12 protein-coding genes and 2 tRNA genes are annotated in these 16,872 nt (G+C 56.1%); 7 read left to right on the top strand and 7 right to left on the bottom strand.

Translation table 11 applies throughout. The features are described from left to right. Positions 1-35: 35 nt before the first annotated feature. Entirely contained in the window at positions 36-611 is a 576-nt protein-coding gene (gene pagP, locus ELK40_RS14695; RefSeq protein ID WP_045403108.1) for a lipid IV(A) palmitoyltransferase PagP, read from the top strand. Here the strand turns inward: pagP and ELK40_RS14690 are convergent. From ELK40_RS14690 to ELK40_RS14680, 3 genes are read right to left on the bottom strand one after another with little or no spacing between them, the layout of a single operon-like run. Continuing rightward, positions 608-1,573, bottom strand: coding sequence for an acyltransferase family protein (locus ELK40_RS14690; RefSeq protein ID WP_127731572.1), 966 nt, complete (start codon positions 1,571-1,573; stop codon positions 608-610). The two genes, pagP and ELK40_RS14690, sit on opposite strands and share 4 nt — an antisense overlap. After that, positions 1,570-4,632: an efflux RND transporter permease subunit gene (locus ELK40_RS14685; protein WP_127731570.1), complete on the bottom strand. Its 3,063-nt coding sequence runs from the start codon at positions 4,630-4,632 to the stop codon at positions 1,570-1,572. The genes ELK40_RS14690 and ELK40_RS14685 overlap by 4 nt, the downstream gene beginning before the upstream one ends. Then, positions 4,632-5,717 carry an efflux RND transporter periplasmic adaptor subunit gene (locus ELK40_RS14680; RefSeq protein WP_164850635.1) on the bottom strand — a complete coding sequence of 362 codons (1,086 nt, stop codon included), beginning with the start codon at positions 5,715-5,717 and terminating at the stop codon, positions 4,632-4,634. Before ELK40_RS14680 ends, ELK40_RS14685 begins: the two co-directional genes overlap by 1 nt. 396 nt (positions 5,718-6,113) lie before the next feature. Here ELK40_RS14680 and ELK40_RS14675 point away from each other — a divergent pair, with 396 nt between their 5' ends. The 3 genes from ELK40_RS14675 (at position 6,114) to ldtA (ending at position 10,244) form a co-directional block, all read left to right on the top strand. Further along, positions 6,114-6,545, top strand: coding sequence for a universal stress protein (locus ELK40_RS14675; protein WP_127731568.1), 432 nt, complete (start codon positions 6,114-6,116; stop codon positions 6,543-6,545). Between the two features lie 47 nt (positions 6,546-6,592). Then, on the top strand, positions 6,593-9,286 hold the full coding sequence (locus ELK40_RS14670) for a cation-transporting P-type ATPase (protein ID WP_115875760.1): 2,694 nt from the start codon (positions 6,593-6,595) through the stop codon (positions 9,284-9,286). Positions 9,287-9,347: 61 nt separating this feature from the next. Beyond that, the gene (gene ldtA, locus ELK40_RS14665; RefSeq protein ID WP_115875759.1) at positions 9,348-10,244 is read left to right on the top strand and encodes a L,D-transpeptidase; all 897 of its coding nucleotides are present in this window, start codon (positions 9,348-9,350) and stop codon (positions 10,242-10,244) included. Positions 10,245-10,361: 117 nt separating this feature from the next. On the opposite strand, the gene ELK40_RS14660 is transcribed toward ldtA, so the two are convergent. Continuing rightward, positions 10,362-10,437, bottom strand: a tRNA-Asn gene (locus ELK40_RS14660). A 320-nt stretch (positions 10,438-10,757) separates the two neighbouring features. Between ELK40_RS14660 and nac the strand changes: the two genes are divergently transcribed. Continuing rightward, positions 10,758-11,675, top strand: a complete 918-nt coding sequence (gene nac, locus ELK40_RS14655; RefSeq protein ID WP_111966053.1) for a nitrogen assimilation transcriptional regulator NAC — start codon at positions 10,758-10,760, stop codon at positions 11,673-11,675. Positions 11,676-11,771: 96 nt separating this feature from the next. Then, positions 11,772-12,722, top strand: a complete 951-nt coding sequence (cbl, locus tag ELK40_RS14650; protein ID WP_111966052.1) for an HTH-type transcriptional regulator Cbl — start codon at positions 11,772-11,774, stop codon at positions 12,720-12,722. A gap of 54 nt (positions 12,723-12,776) precedes the next feature. On the opposite strand, the gene ELK40_RS14645 is transcribed toward cbl, so the two are convergent. Continuing rightward, positions 12,777-13,697 (bottom strand): LysR family transcriptional regulator, encoded by a 921-nt coding sequence (locus ELK40_RS14645; protein ID WP_127731566.1) that lies wholly within the window; start codon positions 13,695-13,697, stop codon positions 12,777-12,779. 141 nt (positions 13,698-13,838) lie between these two features. Between ELK40_RS14645 and ELK40_RS14640 the strand changes: the two genes are divergently transcribed. Then, positions 13,839-14,228 carry a RidA family protein gene (locus ELK40_RS14640; protein WP_127731564.1) on the top strand — a complete coding sequence of 130 codons (390 nt, stop codon included), beginning with the start codon at positions 13,839-13,841 and terminating at the stop codon, positions 14,226-14,228. Between the two features lie 192 nt (positions 14,229-14,420). Here the strand turns inward: ELK40_RS14640 and ELK40_RS14635 are convergent. Then, a tRNA-Asn gene (locus ELK40_RS14635) sits at positions 14,421-14,496 on the bottom strand. Between the two features lie 164 nt (positions 14,497-14,660). Further along, entirely contained in the window at positions 14,661-16,850 is a 2,190-nt protein-coding gene (locus ELK40_RS14630) for a TonB-dependent siderophore receptor (RefSeq protein WP_127731562.1), read from the bottom strand. Positions 16,851-16,872: the final 22 nt, after the last annotated feature.

Below are 16,872 nucleotides of genomic sequence, written 5' to 3'. Positions count from 1 at the left end.
GTGACCGCCGCGTGAGTTAAGCTGAGGGAATAATGATGCAACGCACCTTTTCGGCATTCTGGATGATTCTGTTTTTATTCGTCGCACCGCTTCATGCGGAGCCCAACGTCTATGGTGAACAGCGTATCAGCGGCTGGTGGAACGCGCTCACTGACGATATTTCGCAAACCTGGGAGCAACCTCAGCGTTACGATCTGTACCTGCCGTTTCTGAGCTGGCACGCTCGCTTTATGTACGACAAAGAAAAAACCGATAAGTACAACGAAATGCCGTGGGGCGGCGGCCTGGGCGTTTCCCGCTATAACGAAGAGGGCAACTGGAGCGCGCTTTTCGCGATGATGTTCAAGGACTCGCACAACGAATGGCAGCCCGCGATGGGCTATGGCTGGGAGAAGGGCTGGTATCTGGATAATGCCAAAGATTTCCGCCTTGGGCTCGGTGCTGCAGCGGGCATCACGGCGCGAGATGATTTTGCAAACTATGTACCGCTACCGTTCATTTTCCCGCTGTTCTCTGCCGGCTACAAGCGCGTTACCGTCCAGTTCACCTATATTCCTGGAACCTATAACAACGGCAACGTGCTTTTTGCCTGGCTGCGCTTAGGCTTTTAAAGGGTGATCACCTTTTTTGCCACGGCGTTAGACAATACCAGCATGGAAAAGAGAACAGAGGTGACGAACGTAAGCACAATCAGCGCCAGCTTCATTCCGAGAGAGGTCACCGGTATCAGCGCCGTCAGCAGATGAAACACCGAGTAGTGCACAATATATACGCCGGTCATCGTTTTGCTGATGGCGGCCAGAATGGACTCCTTGAATTCAGCATTGCGGCGAAAGCGCACGCCGTTCGCCGCAATCACCAGGGCAATAATCAGGATGTAGATCTGCGAGCCGGTGAGAATAAAGGCGTTTCTGTCGGCCTTAAACAGGGCAAAAAAGAAGTGGCGCTCGTAAAACCAGGTGAAAAGATAGATAAACGGGATGGCGATAACCGCCGCCCTGACTACATTTTTGCGGCTTATCCACTCGGCGATTTTAGGGTCGCAGAAAAGTTGCCCCGTCAGATAAAATAGCAGCCACGTCCACAGCCGATACTGCGGTGAAAGAGAAAGGACGTGCGGTTCAGGATAAAGCGCCGATAACAGATCGTAGCCGTAAGAAAAGAACAGCAGGGCAGCAATCGTGCCGCTGAGCAGCGATCTCCGCTGGCTAAGCCACTCCACCACCGGGTGGAAGGTGTAAATTACGACAAAGGCGAACACGAACCAGGGCTGGATTAAATACCCGCGCTGATAAGGCTCCCACAGGTAGTAGATCGTTATCCAGAACAGAAAAACAATCACCAGGCTTTTAATTTTACCCAGCTGCCAGCGCGTGCCGTGCCGGGATTGTCCGTCGAGATAGCCCGACACCACAAAAAACAGCGGCGTGGCGATGGTCGAGATAAAGGTTAAAAACCCCAGGATCCAGTGATAGTCATAATCATAATGATCCCAGGTGTTGTAGATGGTAAAGAAGGTCACCGCCGTCATACAGCCCAGCGTCTTGATAATGTTCAGCCCTGTCGCATTCATTGTTGTTTGGCTTCGTCCTTACGATGGAAACACGCGTAGATCACGGGGAGTACCAGCAGCGTCAGGATTGTAGCAAACCCCAGTCCAAACATAATCACAACGGCCATGCTCTGGAAGAAAACGTCCAGCAGCAGCGGAGCCAGGCCAAGTACGGTAGTGAACGCGGTGAGCAGGATAGGGCGCAGGCGCGAGGTGGCGGCATAAACGATCGCGCTGTGCTGATCCTTTTGCATTTTCTGCTGTTCAATCTCTTCCACCAGCACGATGCCGTTGCGGATGAGCATTCCGCTCAGGCTCAGCAGACCTATCAGCGCCATAAAGCCAAAGGGAATGCCGGTAATTAAAAATCCTGGCGTGACGCCAATCAGCGCAAGCGGTACGGTCAGCCAGATTGCGACGGCATTTTTTACAGAGCTGAACATCAGCACCGTAATGACAAACATCACCAGATACCCGAGGGGCAGCGTTGTGAATAGTCCTTGCTGCGCTTCGCTGGAGTTTTCCGCATCGCCTCCCCACTCGATGCTGTAGCCGTGTGGCAGGGTAAGGGCATCCACTTGCGGCTTGACGCGGGCGAGAATATCGCCGGAGGTTTGCTGGCTAAGCGGGTCCGGGTCCGTCTGAACCGTCAGTACCCGCGAGCGGTCGCGTCGAAGGATGAGCGGATCTTCCCACTCCAGCGAGAAGCTGCTGACGACGTTACTCAGCGGGATATACTGCTGCCGCGCCTGGCTCCACACCAGCACGTTGTTCAGGTGGCTGGCATCCAGCCTTTCACTTTCCGGGGGCCTCACCACCACGGGCAGCAGGTCGCTGCCTTCCCGATACAACCCCGCCCGGCTGCCGGAGAAATTCATTTCCAGCGCGTTGTCGACGTCCTGCTTATCCACGCCAAGCTCGCGTCCCAGCGCGGCGACGTACTGCGGACGTATCACTTTGCTGCGGTTTTGCCAGTCGTTTCGGACGCTGCCCGTGGCCGGGTCGCGCGCCAGAATATCGTCCACCTGGCTGGCAATCAGGCGCAGCCTGTCAGGATCCGGGCCTTTAATACGCACTTCAATGGCGCTGTCGCCGGAGGGGCCAAACATCACCCGTTTGGTGCTGGCGTTGACCTGCGGATAGTTTCGCGCGATGTACTCATCCACGTAGCGCGTCAGAGCGGCGATGTTGCGCTGGTCATCCATGCGCACCATGATCTGCGCGTAGTTGCTGTACTGCCGCTGTCCGCTGTAGGTCAGAATAAAGCGCATGCTCCCCTGACCGATGGTAGAGACGGTGGTTTCCACGCCGGGCTGGCCCGTGATGGTTTTCTCAATATCACCGGTCATTTTCTCGGTCCATTTGATATCGGTCCCGTAGGGTAACCACAGGTCGACAAAGAAAATCGGCGTGTTGGACGACGGGAAAAAGTTTTGCCGCACCGCGCCAAACCCCCAGACAGACGCGGCCAGCAGGGCGGCCATCACTACCAGCGTCGGTGCCTTATGGTGCAGCAGCGTGTTAAGCAGGCGCTGGTAGAGGCGGTAGAGACGTTTGTCGTAAGGATCTGACTCGTCGGCGTTGTCCGGCGCGCTGTCGTTTTTAAACAACCACCACTTAATCAGCACCGGGGTGAGGGTGAGCGCCGAGAACCAGCTCAGCATCAGGGAAATCAGCAGCACCTGGAAAAGGGATTTACAGTATTCCCCGGTGGAATCCTGCGACAGCCCGATAGGCGCAAACGCCAGGATGGCGATCACCGTCGCCCCCAGCAGCGGCAGGGCGGAGCGGCGGATGATATTATTAACGGCGGTTAACAGCGGTGAGCCCTGCTGCCGGGCAACCAACACCCCTTCGACAATCACGATGGCGTTATCCACCAGCATGCTGAGGGCAATAATCAGCGCCCCGAGCGAGATCCGCTGCAGCTCAATGCCACACAGATACATAATCAGCAGCGTACCCAGCACGTTAAGGGCCAGAGAAACCGCGATGATTATCCCGCTGCGCACCCCCATAAAGATCAGCAGCACGCCGATGACGATCGCCAGCGCCATCAGAAAGTTAATAATAAAACCGTTAACAGAGTGGCCCACTTCGGCTGCCTGATCGTAAAACAGGGCTATCTGTATGCCTGCCGGTTTTTCCGCCGACATCTGGTTTAGCTTCGCCTCCAGCGCGTGGCCGACGTCGATCACATTCACGCCGGGAATAAACGAGACGCCCATGGTGACGGCTTTTTTGCCGTTGGCATGGTAGATACTGGCCGGCGATTCGTTTAGCCCGCGCGACAGCGTGGCGATGTCCCGCAGACGCGTCGCCGCCCCGGTGCCGGAAGGCGTGATGATGAGATCAGCCAGTTCATCAAGATTCTCGAATTCACCGGTCGGGTGCAGACGAATGGATTCGCTGCCGGAGGTGATTTCTCCGGCGCTGGAAACGACGTTAAGTCTGCTGAGCAGAGCGGAAAGCTGGTTCAGCGTAATGCCGCGCGCGGCCATTTTGGTCAGAGAGATATCGATGTTGACCTGCTGGCTAATGGCCCCGCCGATGGCGACCTTCGCAACCCCGGGAACCAGAATTAACTCGCGGCGCAGCTGTTCCGCATATCTCAACAGTTCAGGATTACTGAATTCATCCCCGGAAATGGCGAAGAAGAAGCCGAATACGTCGCCGAAATCGTCATTTACAAAGGGCGTGACGACGCCGGGCGGGAACTGACGCGAGGCGTCGCCCACGCGGCGGCGCAGTTCATCCCAAATCTGCGGCAGTTCGTTCGAGTGATAGCGTGACGCGATGTTAACGGTGATTTGCGACAGACCGTTTGAAGAGATAGAGCTCACGTTGTCCAGATAAGGCAGCTGCTGAAGGGCATTCTCCAGCGGAAGCGTCACCTCTTCTTCAACCTGCTGAGCGGATGCGCCGGGGTAGTGGGTGACCACCACTGCGGTTTTGATGGTAAAGGCGGGATCTTCCAGCCTGCCGATATTTAACAGGGCGAAAATACCCCCGATGCCCAGCAGCAGAATCGTTAGCCAGACGCGAACGGGGTTATTAATAAATTGACGAGAAATATCCATTACAGTCCCCGTTCACGCGTCCAGATACGCACCGGCTGGTTAGCATGGAGTTCCCCAACGCCTGCGGCAACCACGCGTTCGCCCGCTTTAAGCCCGCTGACGATCGTCACGCCTTCGCTACTCACTTGACCTACGCTGACCTTGCGGTCTTCAAGATGGAGCGCGTCGCCTTCTCCTGCCACGACCCAGACGTGCGGCTCATTGCGCGGGCTGTTGTCCGGGTTAAATACGGCCTCAACCGGTACGACCAGCGCCTGAGCGCCTGCGCCAGCAGGGAGGTTGGTTAAATTGATGGTCACCGTACCGCTTACGCCACCGACGGCGGGAAAATCATCTGGTCGCGGCATGGTCAGTATCACCTGCCAGGTCAGGGTATTGCTGTCGCTGCTGCCCGAGTGCTCTTTGTAGACGGCGGTAAATTCCCGATCCGGAATGGCGTTAATTCTCACCACGGGGCGATACTGCGCGTTGCGGATATCAAAGGTCTTAAACAGGTTCTCAGGAATACTAAACACAACGTCCAGCAGGTCGGTGCGGGTTAACGTCGCGATGGGCTGACCGGCTGACACCACCTGATGGTTTCGGACATGTACGCTGGCCACCGTCCCGCTAAAGGGGGCGACGAGCGTCATCTGATTCAACTCTTCTCGGGCAATTTGTAGCGCCGCATTCGCTGAATCACGGTTCGCGCGCTGCACGTCCATTTCTGCTTTCGAAATCGCCTGGCGGCCCGCCAGGGTCTGGAAGCGATCGAATTGCCTCTGGGCCAGCGTCGCCGCCGTTTGTCTGTCGTTAACCCGCTGCTGGGCTTCACGGGCGTTCAGTCTGGCAAGCTGTTGTCCCTGTTTAACGGCTGCGCCCTGACGTACATCGAGCACTTCAATTTGGCCTGCGCGCTTGAAGGAAAGGTCTGTAGCATCGCCCGATTCAATGCGGGCGGGGAAAATGCGCTGCTGGGCGTGACCGGGAACCGTCACCTCCGCCACTTTTACCATCCTGGGCAGGGGGGACGCTTGCTTGGGTTTCGGGTCGCACGCCGTGAGCGTTAACAAAACGAACGGTAAAAGAGAGAGGTAGCGGTTCACTGTATTCCCCTAATAAATAACTGTTTTATTTATTCCATAACCTGGACAGGGGTGACACTATTCAGCCAGAACAGTGACGACCATATAGGTAAATAAACCAATCGCCGTGCTGGCGATAATAGCAAGCGCGATAAACATACCCAGGCGGATCAGGCTTAAACCATACATAAATTCCTCCATGAGCCGGAAGCGGTGGCTGACTATGAGCATAGTCTGCGAAAAGATAAATGTTAAATAACCATTATCAGTGGGCAAGCGCTAAACCTGATATTCCTGTGCTACGTTTAATATCATCCATCTCTTTTTACCGTAACTGGCATTAAGGGCAACCCCCTGCATTTAATGCGTTTTTTTGCTTCATTCACTCTCGTGTTGGTTATAAAAAGGATGCTCGATATGTATAAAAACATTCTCGTTCCGGTGGATGTCTACGAGACAAGCCTGGCGGATAAAGCGTTGCAGCATGCACATTTTCTGGCGCAAAGCGCATCGGGTGACATTCATTTGCTGCACGTCATGCCCAAATTTTCAGCCGAACTGACGCGCGGTTTTATTTCAGATGCGCGCAAGATGGATGAATATATGATTAATAATTCGAAAGAAAAACTGTCTGACCTGGTCAAAAAATTGAATCTGCCGGAAGATCGTGTCCATCTCCATGTTCGTAGCGGAAATGTTCGTGATGAGGTTATTAAGCTGGCGGATGAACTTGCTGCTGGCGCGATTATTGTCGGCTCTCGAAATCCCAATATTCAAACCCATTTGTTAGGTTCGGAGGCGGCAAGTATTGTCCGTTACGCCCATGTTCCTGTTTTCGTTATTCGTTAATTACATGAAAGCAAGGTGATTTCTGAATAGAACCTGAGGAAGGAACGATGAAAACAGGAAAACCTGAACGTCCGTATTATCAACAAACCGTTGACGAAACCCTGTCGAATATCCACTCCACTCTGGAAGGACTTAGCGGCACTGAGGCATCAGCCCGACTTCAGCAGCATGGTGAGAATGCGTTGCCGCAAAAAAAGGGCAAACCCGCCTGGCTGCGCTTCCTGGCGCATTTTAACGATGTATTGATTTACGTTCTGCTGGTGGCCGCGTTGCTTAAGCTCTTTATGGGCCACTGGGTAGACATGTTTGTGATCCTTGGGGTTGCCATCATTAACGCGCTGATTGGCCATATCCAGGAGAGCAATGCTGAAAAATCGTTGCAGAGTATTCGCAATATGCTCTCCAGCGAAGCCGTGGTGGTACGACAGGGGAATCATGAAACGATCCCCACCACGGCGCTGGTGCCGGGAGATATCGTGGTGATCCGTGCCGGGGATCGTATCCCTGCGGACCTGCGCGTCATTGAAGCGCATAACCTTCGCGTGGAGGAGGCCATCCTGACCGGCGAATCCACCGTTGTTGAGAAAAACAGCGATGCGTTAAGCGGGGAACTGCCGTTAGGTGACCGGTATAATCTGCTCTACTCAGGCACCACCGTTAGCTCCGGCGGCGGTAAAGGCGTGGTGGTGGCAACCGGGGGCGAGACCGAGCTTGGCCATATCAATCAGATGATGTCCGACATTGAAAAGCACCGCACGCCGCTGATGGTGCAAATGGATAAGCTCGGTAAAACCATCTTCATTACTATCCTGGTGATGATGGTGGCGCTGTTCGTCTTTAGCCTCCTGTTCCGGGATATGCCGGTTTCTGAACTGGTGCTGTCGCTTATCAGCCTCGCCGTTGCCGCCGTGCCGGAAGGCCTGCCGGCCATCATTTCCATCATCCTTTCGCTTGGCGTACAGGCTATGGCGCGCCGCAAGGCCATTATTCGCAAGTTGCCCACGGTGGAAACGCTGGGTGCAATGACGGTCATCTGCTCGGATAAAACCGGCACCCTGACGATGAATGAAATGACGGTCAAAGCGGTGATTACCGCTGACACGACCTATCGCGTGGAGGGCGACAGCTACGAACCGGTGGGGAATATTCACCCCGTAGATGACCCGACGCCCGTCAGCGTGACGCAGGGTTCCCTGCTGGAACGCTACCTGCGTACAATCGACCTCTGCAATGACAGCCAGCTGATAAAAGACGAGCAGGGGCTGTGGAAAATCACCGGCGGTCCGACCGAGGGCGCGCTGAAGGTGCTGGCGGCGAAAATTTCGCTTCCACCGCTTGATACCGAAATGCGCAGCAAAATCCCGTTTGATTCGCAGTATAAATACATGTCCACCCTGTACCGGCTGGGCGAAGAAGAGGCGATTTTAATCACCGGCGCGCCGGACGTCCTGTTCCGCCTCTGCCAGTACCAGCAGACGAATGACGGACTGCAGCCTTTCGATCAGCCTTACTGGGAAGGAAAGATTGAAGAGTATGCCCGGGAAGGGTTGCGTATGGTGGCTGCGGCCTGGAAACCTGCCCGCGAGGGACAGCGCGAGCTGGATCACCCGGACCTCCATGATGGCGTGATCCTGCTGGGTATTGCAGGAATGATGGATCCGCCGCGTCCGGAGGCCATTACCGCGATTGCCGACTGTCTGCAGGCCGGGATCCGCGTGAAAATGATCACCGGCGACCACCCGCAAACGGCCATGAGCATCGGGCAAATGTTGGGGATTGGTAACGCCGCAAGCGCTATCACCGGACGCGAGCTGGAGGCAATGGACGATCGTCAGCTGAGCGACGCCGCGCAACAGTACGATATTTTCGCCCGAACCAGCCCGGAGGATAAATTCCGCCTCGTGCAGGCCCTGCAAAGTAAACAGGAAGTGGTGGGCATGACCGGGGATGGCGTAAATGATGCCCCGGCGCTCAAGCGGGCGGATGTGGGTATCGCCATGGGGATTAAGGGGACGGAAGTCACCAAGGAAGCCGCCGACATGGTGTTAACGGATGACAACTTTGCCACCATTGCCAGTGCGGTGCACGAGGGACGTCGGGTTTACGATAACCTGAAAAAAACCATTCTGTTCGTTATCCCGAGCAACATCGCGCAGGCCCTGCTGATCATCATCGCGCTGCTGGCGGGGAACCTGATCCCGCTCACCCCGGTCCTGATCCTGTGGATGAACATGGCGACGTCGGCAACGCTGTCGTTTGGCCTGGCGTTTGAAGCGGGTGAGAAGGACATCATGAACCGCCCACCGCGTAAGGCGAATCTGCATGTGATGGATGGCTATGCCATCTGGCGCGTGGTGTTTGTCGGTCTGATGATTGCCATTAGCGCCTTCGTGCTGGAAGCGTGGCTACAGCCGCGCGGCTATTCGGCGGAATTTATCCGTACCGTGCTGCTGCAAACCCTGGTGACCGCGCAGTGGTTCTACATGCTTAACTGCCGCGTTAATGATGGCTTCTCGCTGAGCAAAGGCCTGCTGGCGAATAAAGGGATTTGGATCGTGAGCGGCGTACTGCTGGCGCTACAGCTTCTTATCATCTACGCACCGTTCATGCAGATGCTGTTTGGCACCGAAGCGCTGCCGTTCCGCTACTGGGTCATCACCTTGCTGATTGGTTTTGTGATGTTCCTTATTGTCGAGGCGGAGAAAGTGCTGACGCGCAGGTGGCGCAAAACCGAAGCGTAATAGCGTAAACTGAGAAAGCCTGCCTGAGCCCGGGCTTTCTCTTTTTTGAGCACAGGAAATTATGATGCGACTTACCTGGTTCGTCCTTGCGCTGTGTGCCGCTATACCCGGTGCGTTTGCCGTAACCTATACCCTACCGCCGGAAGGCAGTCGTCTGGTGGGAACCCCGATTATCATCACCGTTCCTGAAGGTAACACGCTGCCTCTGGAAGCCTTTGCCGCGCAGTACGGGCAGGGGCTAAGCAATCTGCTGGAAGCGAACCCGGGCGTAGATCCTTTTTTGCCTAAATCCGGCACCCGGCTGACGATCCCTCAGCAGCTGATTTTGCCCGACACCGTCCGCGAGGGCATTATCGTGAATGCTGCGGAAATGCGTCTCTACTATTATCCGCCTGGCGGCAATACCGTTGAAGTTCTGCCCATCGGCATCGGTCAGGCCGGACGCGAAACTCCGCGTAACTGGGTGACGGCCGTTGAGCGTAAGCAGGAGGGGCCAACCTGGTCTCCGACGCCGAACACGCGCCGTGCCTATGCGGCAGAAGGGAAAACGCTTCCGGCATTCGTACCCGCCGGGCCGGATAACCCGATGGGCCTGTATGCGATTTATATTGGCAGGCTGTATGCCATTCACGGCACAAACTCGAATTTCGGCATCGGGCTGCGGGTGAGCCAGGGCTGTATCCGTCTGCGCAATAACGACATCAAATACCTTTTCGATAACGTTCCCGTAGGAACCCGCGTGCAGCTTATCGACAGGCCGGTTAAAGTCACCACCGAGCCGGACGGCAGCCGCTGGGTGGAAGTTCACGAGCCATTATCACGCAACCGCGCGGAATTTGAATCGACCCGGAAAGTGCCGCTGCCCATCTCCGCCGCGCAGCGGACGCAGCTGATAAACGAGGGGGCAGGAGCCGAACTGGAACGGCGGTCCGGGATGCCGGTGAAGCTTGGCATGTAAAGGCATAGTGCGGGGACACACGAGTCCCGTAGGGCGGGTAAGGCGAAGCCGCCACCCGACAATTTTACCCGACGCAGAAAAGCAAAAAGCCTGCTTTTAAAGCAGGCTTTTCAAATTTGGCTCCTCTGACTGGACTCGAACCAGTGACATACGGATTAACAGTCCGCCGTTCTACCGACTGAACTACAGAGGAATCGTGTGAACGGGGCGCATATTATCGACCAACGTTCGCCTTGTCAAAGGGTGGATCAACGCCTTTTGATCGTTTGCTGACAAAATCGGCAAAGTGATGTTTTTGGCAGCGGAATGCACCGTCATGGTGCGGGTATACCCCTAATGGGGCAGATCATAAACTGCTGTTTCGGTAATAAAACCCCCCTCCATGATTAGGTTTCCTTATTTTCAGGCGCTTAGCGCCCAATTCAGACCGCCTGGTAAAAGTGGCATTCATATTGCAAAACCTGTTCAACAACGACAGCCGGTTCCGGCACAGCATTTCGAACAGGGGGCAAAATGAACTTAAGACGACTGAAATACTTCGTAAAAATCGTCGATATCGGCAGCCTGACTCAAGCGGCAGAAGTGCTGCATATCGCGCAGCCTGCGCTGAGCCAGCAGGTGGCTACTCTGGAAGGCGAGATGGATCAGCAGCTACTGATTCGTACCAAACGCGGCGTTACGCCAACGGAAGCAGGCAAAATCCTCTATACCCACGCGCGCACCATTCTTCGCCAGTGTGAACAGGCGCAGCTGGCGGTGAACAACGTAGGCCAGACACTGAGCGGGCACGTTTCTATCGGCCTGGCGCCGGGAACGGCCGCGTCCTCTATTACCATGCCGCTGCTGCAGGCCGTCCGCGCCGAGCTGCCTGAAGTTCTGGTCTATCTGCACGAAAACAGCGGTTCCGTACTGAATGAAAAACTGCTCAACGGCCAGTTAGATATGGCGGTTCTTTACGATCGCTCCCCGGTCGCCGGGATCACCAGCCAGCCGCTGCTGAAAGAAGATCTCTACCTCGTGGGCACCCGCGACTGTCCGGGTCAGAGCGTAGACCTTACCGCCGTGGCAGAGATGAACCTCTATCTGCCGCGCGACTACAGCGCCGTGCGCGTGCGCGTGGACGAAGCGTTCTCCCTGCGCCGCCTGACGGCCAAAATCATCGGTGAAATTGACTCAATCTCCACGCTCACCGCGGCCATTGCCAGCGGGATGGGGGTGACCGTGCTGCCGGAATCCGCAGCCCGCTCGCTGTGCAGCGCGGCAAACGGCTGGATGGCGCGGATCACCACGCCTTCCATGAGCCTGCCGCTGTCGCTGAACATGTCTGCTCGCGGTTCGCTGTCGCCGCAGGCGCAGGCGGTAAAAGAGATTTTGATGTCGCTGGTCAGCAAGCCGTCGCTTGAGAACCGTGAACTCCAGCTCGTGAGCTGATATTCCATAAAAGCATAAGATGCTGGTTTTTATTATTTGTTCTGCAGCGCGACAGACTCTAACAATAGAGCTATGTCAGATGCGCCGGAGTGAATCGTGAATTTCCAGCAACTTAAAATCATCCGTGAGGCGGCCAGGCGGGACTACAACCTGACCGAGGTCGCCAATATGCTTTATACCTCTCAGTCCGGCGTCAGCCGCCATATCCGCGAGCTGGAAGAGGAACTGGGCATAGAGATCTTTATCCGTCGCGGCAAGCGACTGCTCGGCATGACGGAGCCGGGTAAGGCTTTGCTCACCATCGCAGAGCGGATCCTCAACGAGGCCAGCAACGTGCGTCGTCTGGCGGATCTCTTCACCAATGACGCTTCGGGCGTGCTCACCATCGCCACCACCCACACCCAGGCGCGCTACAGCCTGCCGCCGGTGATCAAAGCGTTCCGCGAACTTTTCCCTGACGTCCGTCTGGAGCTTATCCAGGGCACGCCGCAGGAAATTGAAGTGCTGCTGCAAAACGGTGGGGCGGATATCGGCATTGCCAGCGAACGCCTGAGCAACGACCCGCTGCTGGTGGCGTTCCCCTGGTTCCGCTGGTACCACAGCTTGTTACTTCCGGTCGATCATCCGCTCAATCAGGTCTCTCCCCTGACGCTGGAAGACGTTGCGAAATGGCCGCTCATTACCTACCGCCAGGGGATCACCGGACGCTCGCGTATTGATGAAGCCTTCAACCGTAAAGGGTTAACGCCGGACATCGTGCTGAGCGCGCAGGATTCTGATGTGATCAAAACCTACGTCGAGCTGGGGCTGGGCATTGGTCTGGTGGCGGAACAGTCCAGCGGAGAACGCGAAGACGGTAACCTGGTGCGTCTTGACACGCGTCATCTGTTTGACGCCAACACCGTATGGCTTGGCCTGAAGCGCGGACAGCTGCAGCGCAACTATGTGTGGCGCTTTATCGAGCTGTGCAATGCCGGGCTGTCGGTGGATGAGATTAAACGTCAGGTCATGGAGCCGGAAGAAGTGGCGATTGATTATCAGATTTAGGTGCTGGCTTGCCCGGTGGCGCTGCGCTGGCCGAATCAGGGGGCAGGGATGTCGTCACTTGTTGTAAGTAGTGGGGACATGCTGCTGCATCAACTCAACGATCCAGTCAATAAAAACACGCAGTCTGGCGTTGACATGGCGGTTCGGCGGAAATGCCAGGTACAGGGGCATTGGAGCAATACGCCAGCGTTCAAATAGCGGAATCAAGGCACCGCGAGCCTGATGTGCTGCCGCCATATAGACCGGCAGCGCAATCACGCCCAATCCCGCTAGCCCAGCTTCGAGGTAAGCATTGCCATCATCCACGGCAAGTACATAGTTGCCCGTGATTTCAATATGTTCACTCTCATCGTTCAGTACCAGAGGATCAATCTTACCGGTGCGTGAGGATAAGAATCCCACTATGCGATGGTCGGTATTTTCCAGCTCTCGCGGGTGCGCAGGGGCGCCGAGGCGTTCCACATAGCTCGGTGCGACGTAAACACCGATTTGCAAATCGCCGACATGGCGTGCGATCAGGGACTGGTCGTTGATTTCGCCGCCCCGCACGACACAATCCACGTTGTCGCCGATCAGATCCACCACCCGGTCACTCACGCCCATGTCGAACTGAATTTCAGGGTAGCGCGCGTGAAAAGCCGGTAGCGCGGGCACCAGCACCAGGCGGGCGAGAGGAGTCGGCACATCTACCCGCAGGCGTCCCCTGGGCGTCATCGTCGCACTGGACAGGCTGTTTTCAGCATCTTCCATGTCCGCCAGCAGGCGGATGACGCGCTCGTAGTAGACCGCGCCATCAGGAGTAACGCCGAGCCTGCGGGTGGTGCGATGGAGCAATTTGACGCGCAGGCGCGCTTCCAGCTGCTGAATGAGCTGCGTCACCGTGGTTTTGCTCATATGAAGCGTTTGGGCAGCCTTTGTGAAGCTACCTGCCTCCACCACGCGAGCAAAGGCGCGCATCGCGTCGAAACGATCCATCCCTTGTCCTCTCTTTTCACCGATTGTTTGGATATTACAAACAATGATGGACAAAGTCGCTTGTTTATCCGCCCGAACCTGCGCCTGTAAAGTGTCTTTATGTTCAACGGGCTGATTTCGCCCTATTTCAAAGGTACAAACATGACAACACGCGAAGCTGTTTTTCCCCTCGGACGCCAGGCACTCTATGAGCGCAATCGGTATTCACCGGCCATCAAATCCAACGGTTTCTTGTTCGTCTCGGGGCAGGTGGGTAGTCGCGAGGATGGTTCGCCTGAGCCCGATCTGAAAGCGCAGGTCAGGCTGGCCTTCGATAATCTTATTGCTGTCCTCGCGGCTGCGGGCTGCACGTTCGATGACGTGGTTGACGTGACCCTCTTTGTCGTCGATCCCGAGTCAAACCTCGACGCAATCTGGAGTATCCTGCCAGAATATTGGGGGGAAGCGCCTTACCCTACGCTGACCGGGCTCGGCGTGACGTGGCTGTACGGGTTCCAGTTTGAAATTAAGGTGATTGCCAGGCTGCCCTGAGTATTACTGGTCTTTCCGCCAGTCGAAAATAAGACAGAGGAAAAATGATGAGAGCAGCGGTTTATTGCCCGGAGGCGCTGCGCTTACCGTGCCCCAGGGTCCCCTGGGCCGGGTAAGGCGAAGCCGCCACCCGGCAAATTTTCCGAACGCAGAAAAGTAAAAAGCCTGCTTCAAAAGCAGGCTTTTCAAATTTGGCTCCTCTGACTGGACTCGAACCAGTGACATACGGATTAACAGTCCGCCGTTCTACCGACTGAACTACAGAGGAATCGTGTGAACGAGGCGCATAGTAGCGACCTCACTGCGCCTTGTCAAAGGGTGAAAACGCACTTTTCATTCGTTTGTCGACAATTTCAGCAAATCGCTGATTTTATAGTAAATTTGCGTTGAAATTACACAGTGAAATGCACCGCCCGCAGGCGGCGCGCAGGATTAGAACAGTACGGAGTAGTTCAGACCAAACGTCCGTCCACGGCCTTTATAGGTATACAGACCCGGTGCACCGTAGGTTGGGCTATACAGCCCCGGCGCGCGCTGGCCCCAGGCGGTGGTGTAGTCTTTGTCCAGCAGGTTTTCCACGCTGAAGCTGACTTTACCCACCGGCAGGGCGTAGCTGCCCAGGAAGTCGACCGTGTTATAGCCATCAATCTTCTTGCCGTCGGAGTCTGACACGTCAAAGGTCTGCGTGCTCTGCACGCGCAGGGTCCAGTCGCCCGGCGCCCAGTTGACCCACGCGCTGGCTTTCGACGGGCTGGCGCTGTCAACCGTCAGCTTCTCCCATTTCCCGTTTTCGCGGGTTTCTGACTTGATGGCGTTAAAGTTCGCGCCCGTGCTCCAGTCGCTGTCGGTGAAGAAATAGTCCACCTGACCTTCCACCCCGTAGATACGACGCTTGTCGTCTTCCAGGTTGATGGTCATATCCGTCTTGTTGATGGTGATGGTTTTATCCGAGAGCGAGTAATACGCCGCGACCTGCGTGCGCAGATTATCCCCGGTGTAGCGCCAGCCCAGCTCATAAGCGTTGACCTTGATACCGTCTAGCGTCGAGTCGTTGACATTGACGCTGTTCAGCAGGCGATAGTGACCGTTGCTGAGCTGATAGGTGCCGGAGCCGTAGTACTTCGCCAGGTCCGGAATTTCGAAGCCCTGGGAGAAGTTAAACCACAGCTGCTGCTGTTCGGTCAGGCGACCGAGGATCCCGGCGTTAAACAGGAAGTTGTTGTAATCGGTTTTACCGCCCGGCACCGCGTCGGCGGAGGCTGCTTTCCCGGTGGCGATGGCCTGCTGCTGGGTGTAACCGACAAAATCGTCTACCTTGTTCTCGGTGTACTGGTAGCGCACGCCGCCGCTCAGGGTGATGGCGTCAATATCGTAGCTGGCCTGCAGGAACGGGGCGAGGTTGGTGATGCTGTAGCCCGGGTAGCGGCCCACGTTGTAGGCGTTATCCAGCTCCATGCCGCCGCTCGCCGCGGCCTTGCTCAGGTTAAAGAACTGCTGGTTGGCGTCGAAGGTTTCGTGGTCGGCATCCACACCCCAGGTCAGCGTTAAATCGTCCACCGGCTTGCTGTTCAGCGTCAGCTTGCCGCCGTAAAAATCGGTTTTCTGCTGGGACGCGCCGATGCTGCTCACCACGCCTTTGGTCAGGGTCGGGAACGGGTAGTAGGTCAGGCTCTCGTCTCGATAGTAAATCTGCGCGACCAGATCCTGGCCCCAGAAGTCGGTATTGGAATACTGCAGGTTGATCAGATGGCGCTCGGTACCCGGCACGCGGTCAGAGTCCAGGTTACCTTTGTTGTACGCGGTCGCATTCCCCGTGACCGCCGAGAAGTTCTTCCCGAGATACAGACCATGCTTACCGTCGGACTCGCTCTTGTAGTACTGGGTAGTCAGCTGCAGCTGCTGATGATCGTCGATGTTAATGGTGCCTGTGCCCATCACGTCAATACGGTCAGAATACTGTAATCCGGTCTGGGTGTTATCGATGATCACCTCGTTGCCGTTGCCGTCATACCAGCCGCCGTAGCGCTGATACGACACCGACAGACGACCGGAAGCGTTATCGTTGCCGCCGCTGACCGCTGCCGACACGTTCTCATCGTGGTCGTTATGGCTATTAAACCCGCTCTTTGTCCCGGTCTGGAACTCGACCTCGGTCTCCGGCTGGCCCTTTTTGGTGACGATGTTCACCAGGCCACCGGTGCTGCCGCCGCCGTAGAGTGACGTGGCGCCGGAGATCACTTCGATACGGTCAATGTTGAACGGATCGATAGAGTCCAGCTGGCGGCTGTCGCTGCGGGACGAGTTCAGGCGCACGCCGTCCACCATCACCATCATGGAGCGGCCGCGCAGGTTCATGCCGTAGTTGGTACGCCCCTGGCTGCTGACGTCCATGCCCGGAATCAGCTGCGCCAGCACTTCTTTAATCTCTTTCCCGCCCTGAACCTGCTGCTCAATTTCAGCCCGCTCAATGACCCAGGTGGTCTGCGCCATCTCCGCCACGCTGCGTTGCGCGCGGCTGGCGGAGACCACGATATTTTCTTCCTTTTGTTCTTCCGCCCACGCAGAGGTAGAAAGCATTGCAAGCAAGCAAGGATTTAAAACCCAAAGATGAGAACGTTTCATTGTTATGTTGACCCTGATTGTG

This window comes from Enterobacter sp. N18-03635, from assembly GCF_004006055.1.
Classification (GTDB): Bacteria; Pseudomonadota; Gammaproteobacteria; order Enterobacterales; family Enterobacteriaceae; genus Enterobacter; species Enterobacter vonholyi.
This window is presented reverse-complemented; position numbering and strand designations above follow the sequence as displayed.

What these genes read in the sequence shown, in the direction of transcription:
- pagP (WP_045403108.1), top strand. Translation starts at nt 36, where the DNA reads ATGCAACGCACCTTTTCGGCATTCTGGATGATTCTGTTTTTATTCGTC.
- ELK40_RS14690 (WP_127731572.1), bottom strand. Translation starts at nt 1,573, where the DNA reads ATGAATGCGACAGGGCTGAACATTATCAAGACGCTGGGCTGTATGACG.
- ELK40_RS14685 (WP_127731570.1), bottom strand. Translation starts at nt 4,632, where the DNA reads ATGGATATTTCTCGTCAATTTATTAATAACCCCGTTCGCGTCTGGCTA.
- ELK40_RS14675 (WP_127731568.1), top strand. Translation starts at nt 6,114, where the DNA reads ATGTATAAAAACATTCTCGTTCCGGTGGATGTCTACGAGACAAGCCTG.
- ELK40_RS14670 (WP_115875760.1), top strand. Translation starts at nt 6,593, where the DNA reads ATGAAAACAGGAAAACCTGAACGTCCGTATTATCAACAAACCGTTGAC.
- ldtA (WP_115875759.1), top strand. Translation starts at nt 9,348, where the DNA reads ATGATGCGACTTACCTGGTTCGTCCTTGCGCTGTGTGCCGCTATACCC.
- nac (WP_111966053.1), top strand. Translation starts at nt 10,758, where the DNA reads ATGAACTTAAGACGACTGAAATACTTCGTAAAAATCGTCGATATCGGC.
- ELK40_RS14645 (WP_127731566.1), bottom strand. Translation starts at nt 13,697, where the DNA reads ATGGATCGTTTCGACGCGATGCGCGCCTTTGCTCGCGTGGTGGAGGCA.
- ELK40_RS14640 (WP_127731564.1), top strand. Translation starts at nt 13,839, where the DNA reads ATGACAACACGCGAAGCTGTTTTTCCCCTCGGACGCCAGGCACTCTAT.
- ELK40_RS14630 (WP_127731562.1), bottom strand. Translation starts at nt 16,850, where the DNA reads ATGAAACGTTCTCATCTTTGGGTTTTAAATCCTTGCTTGCTTGCAATG.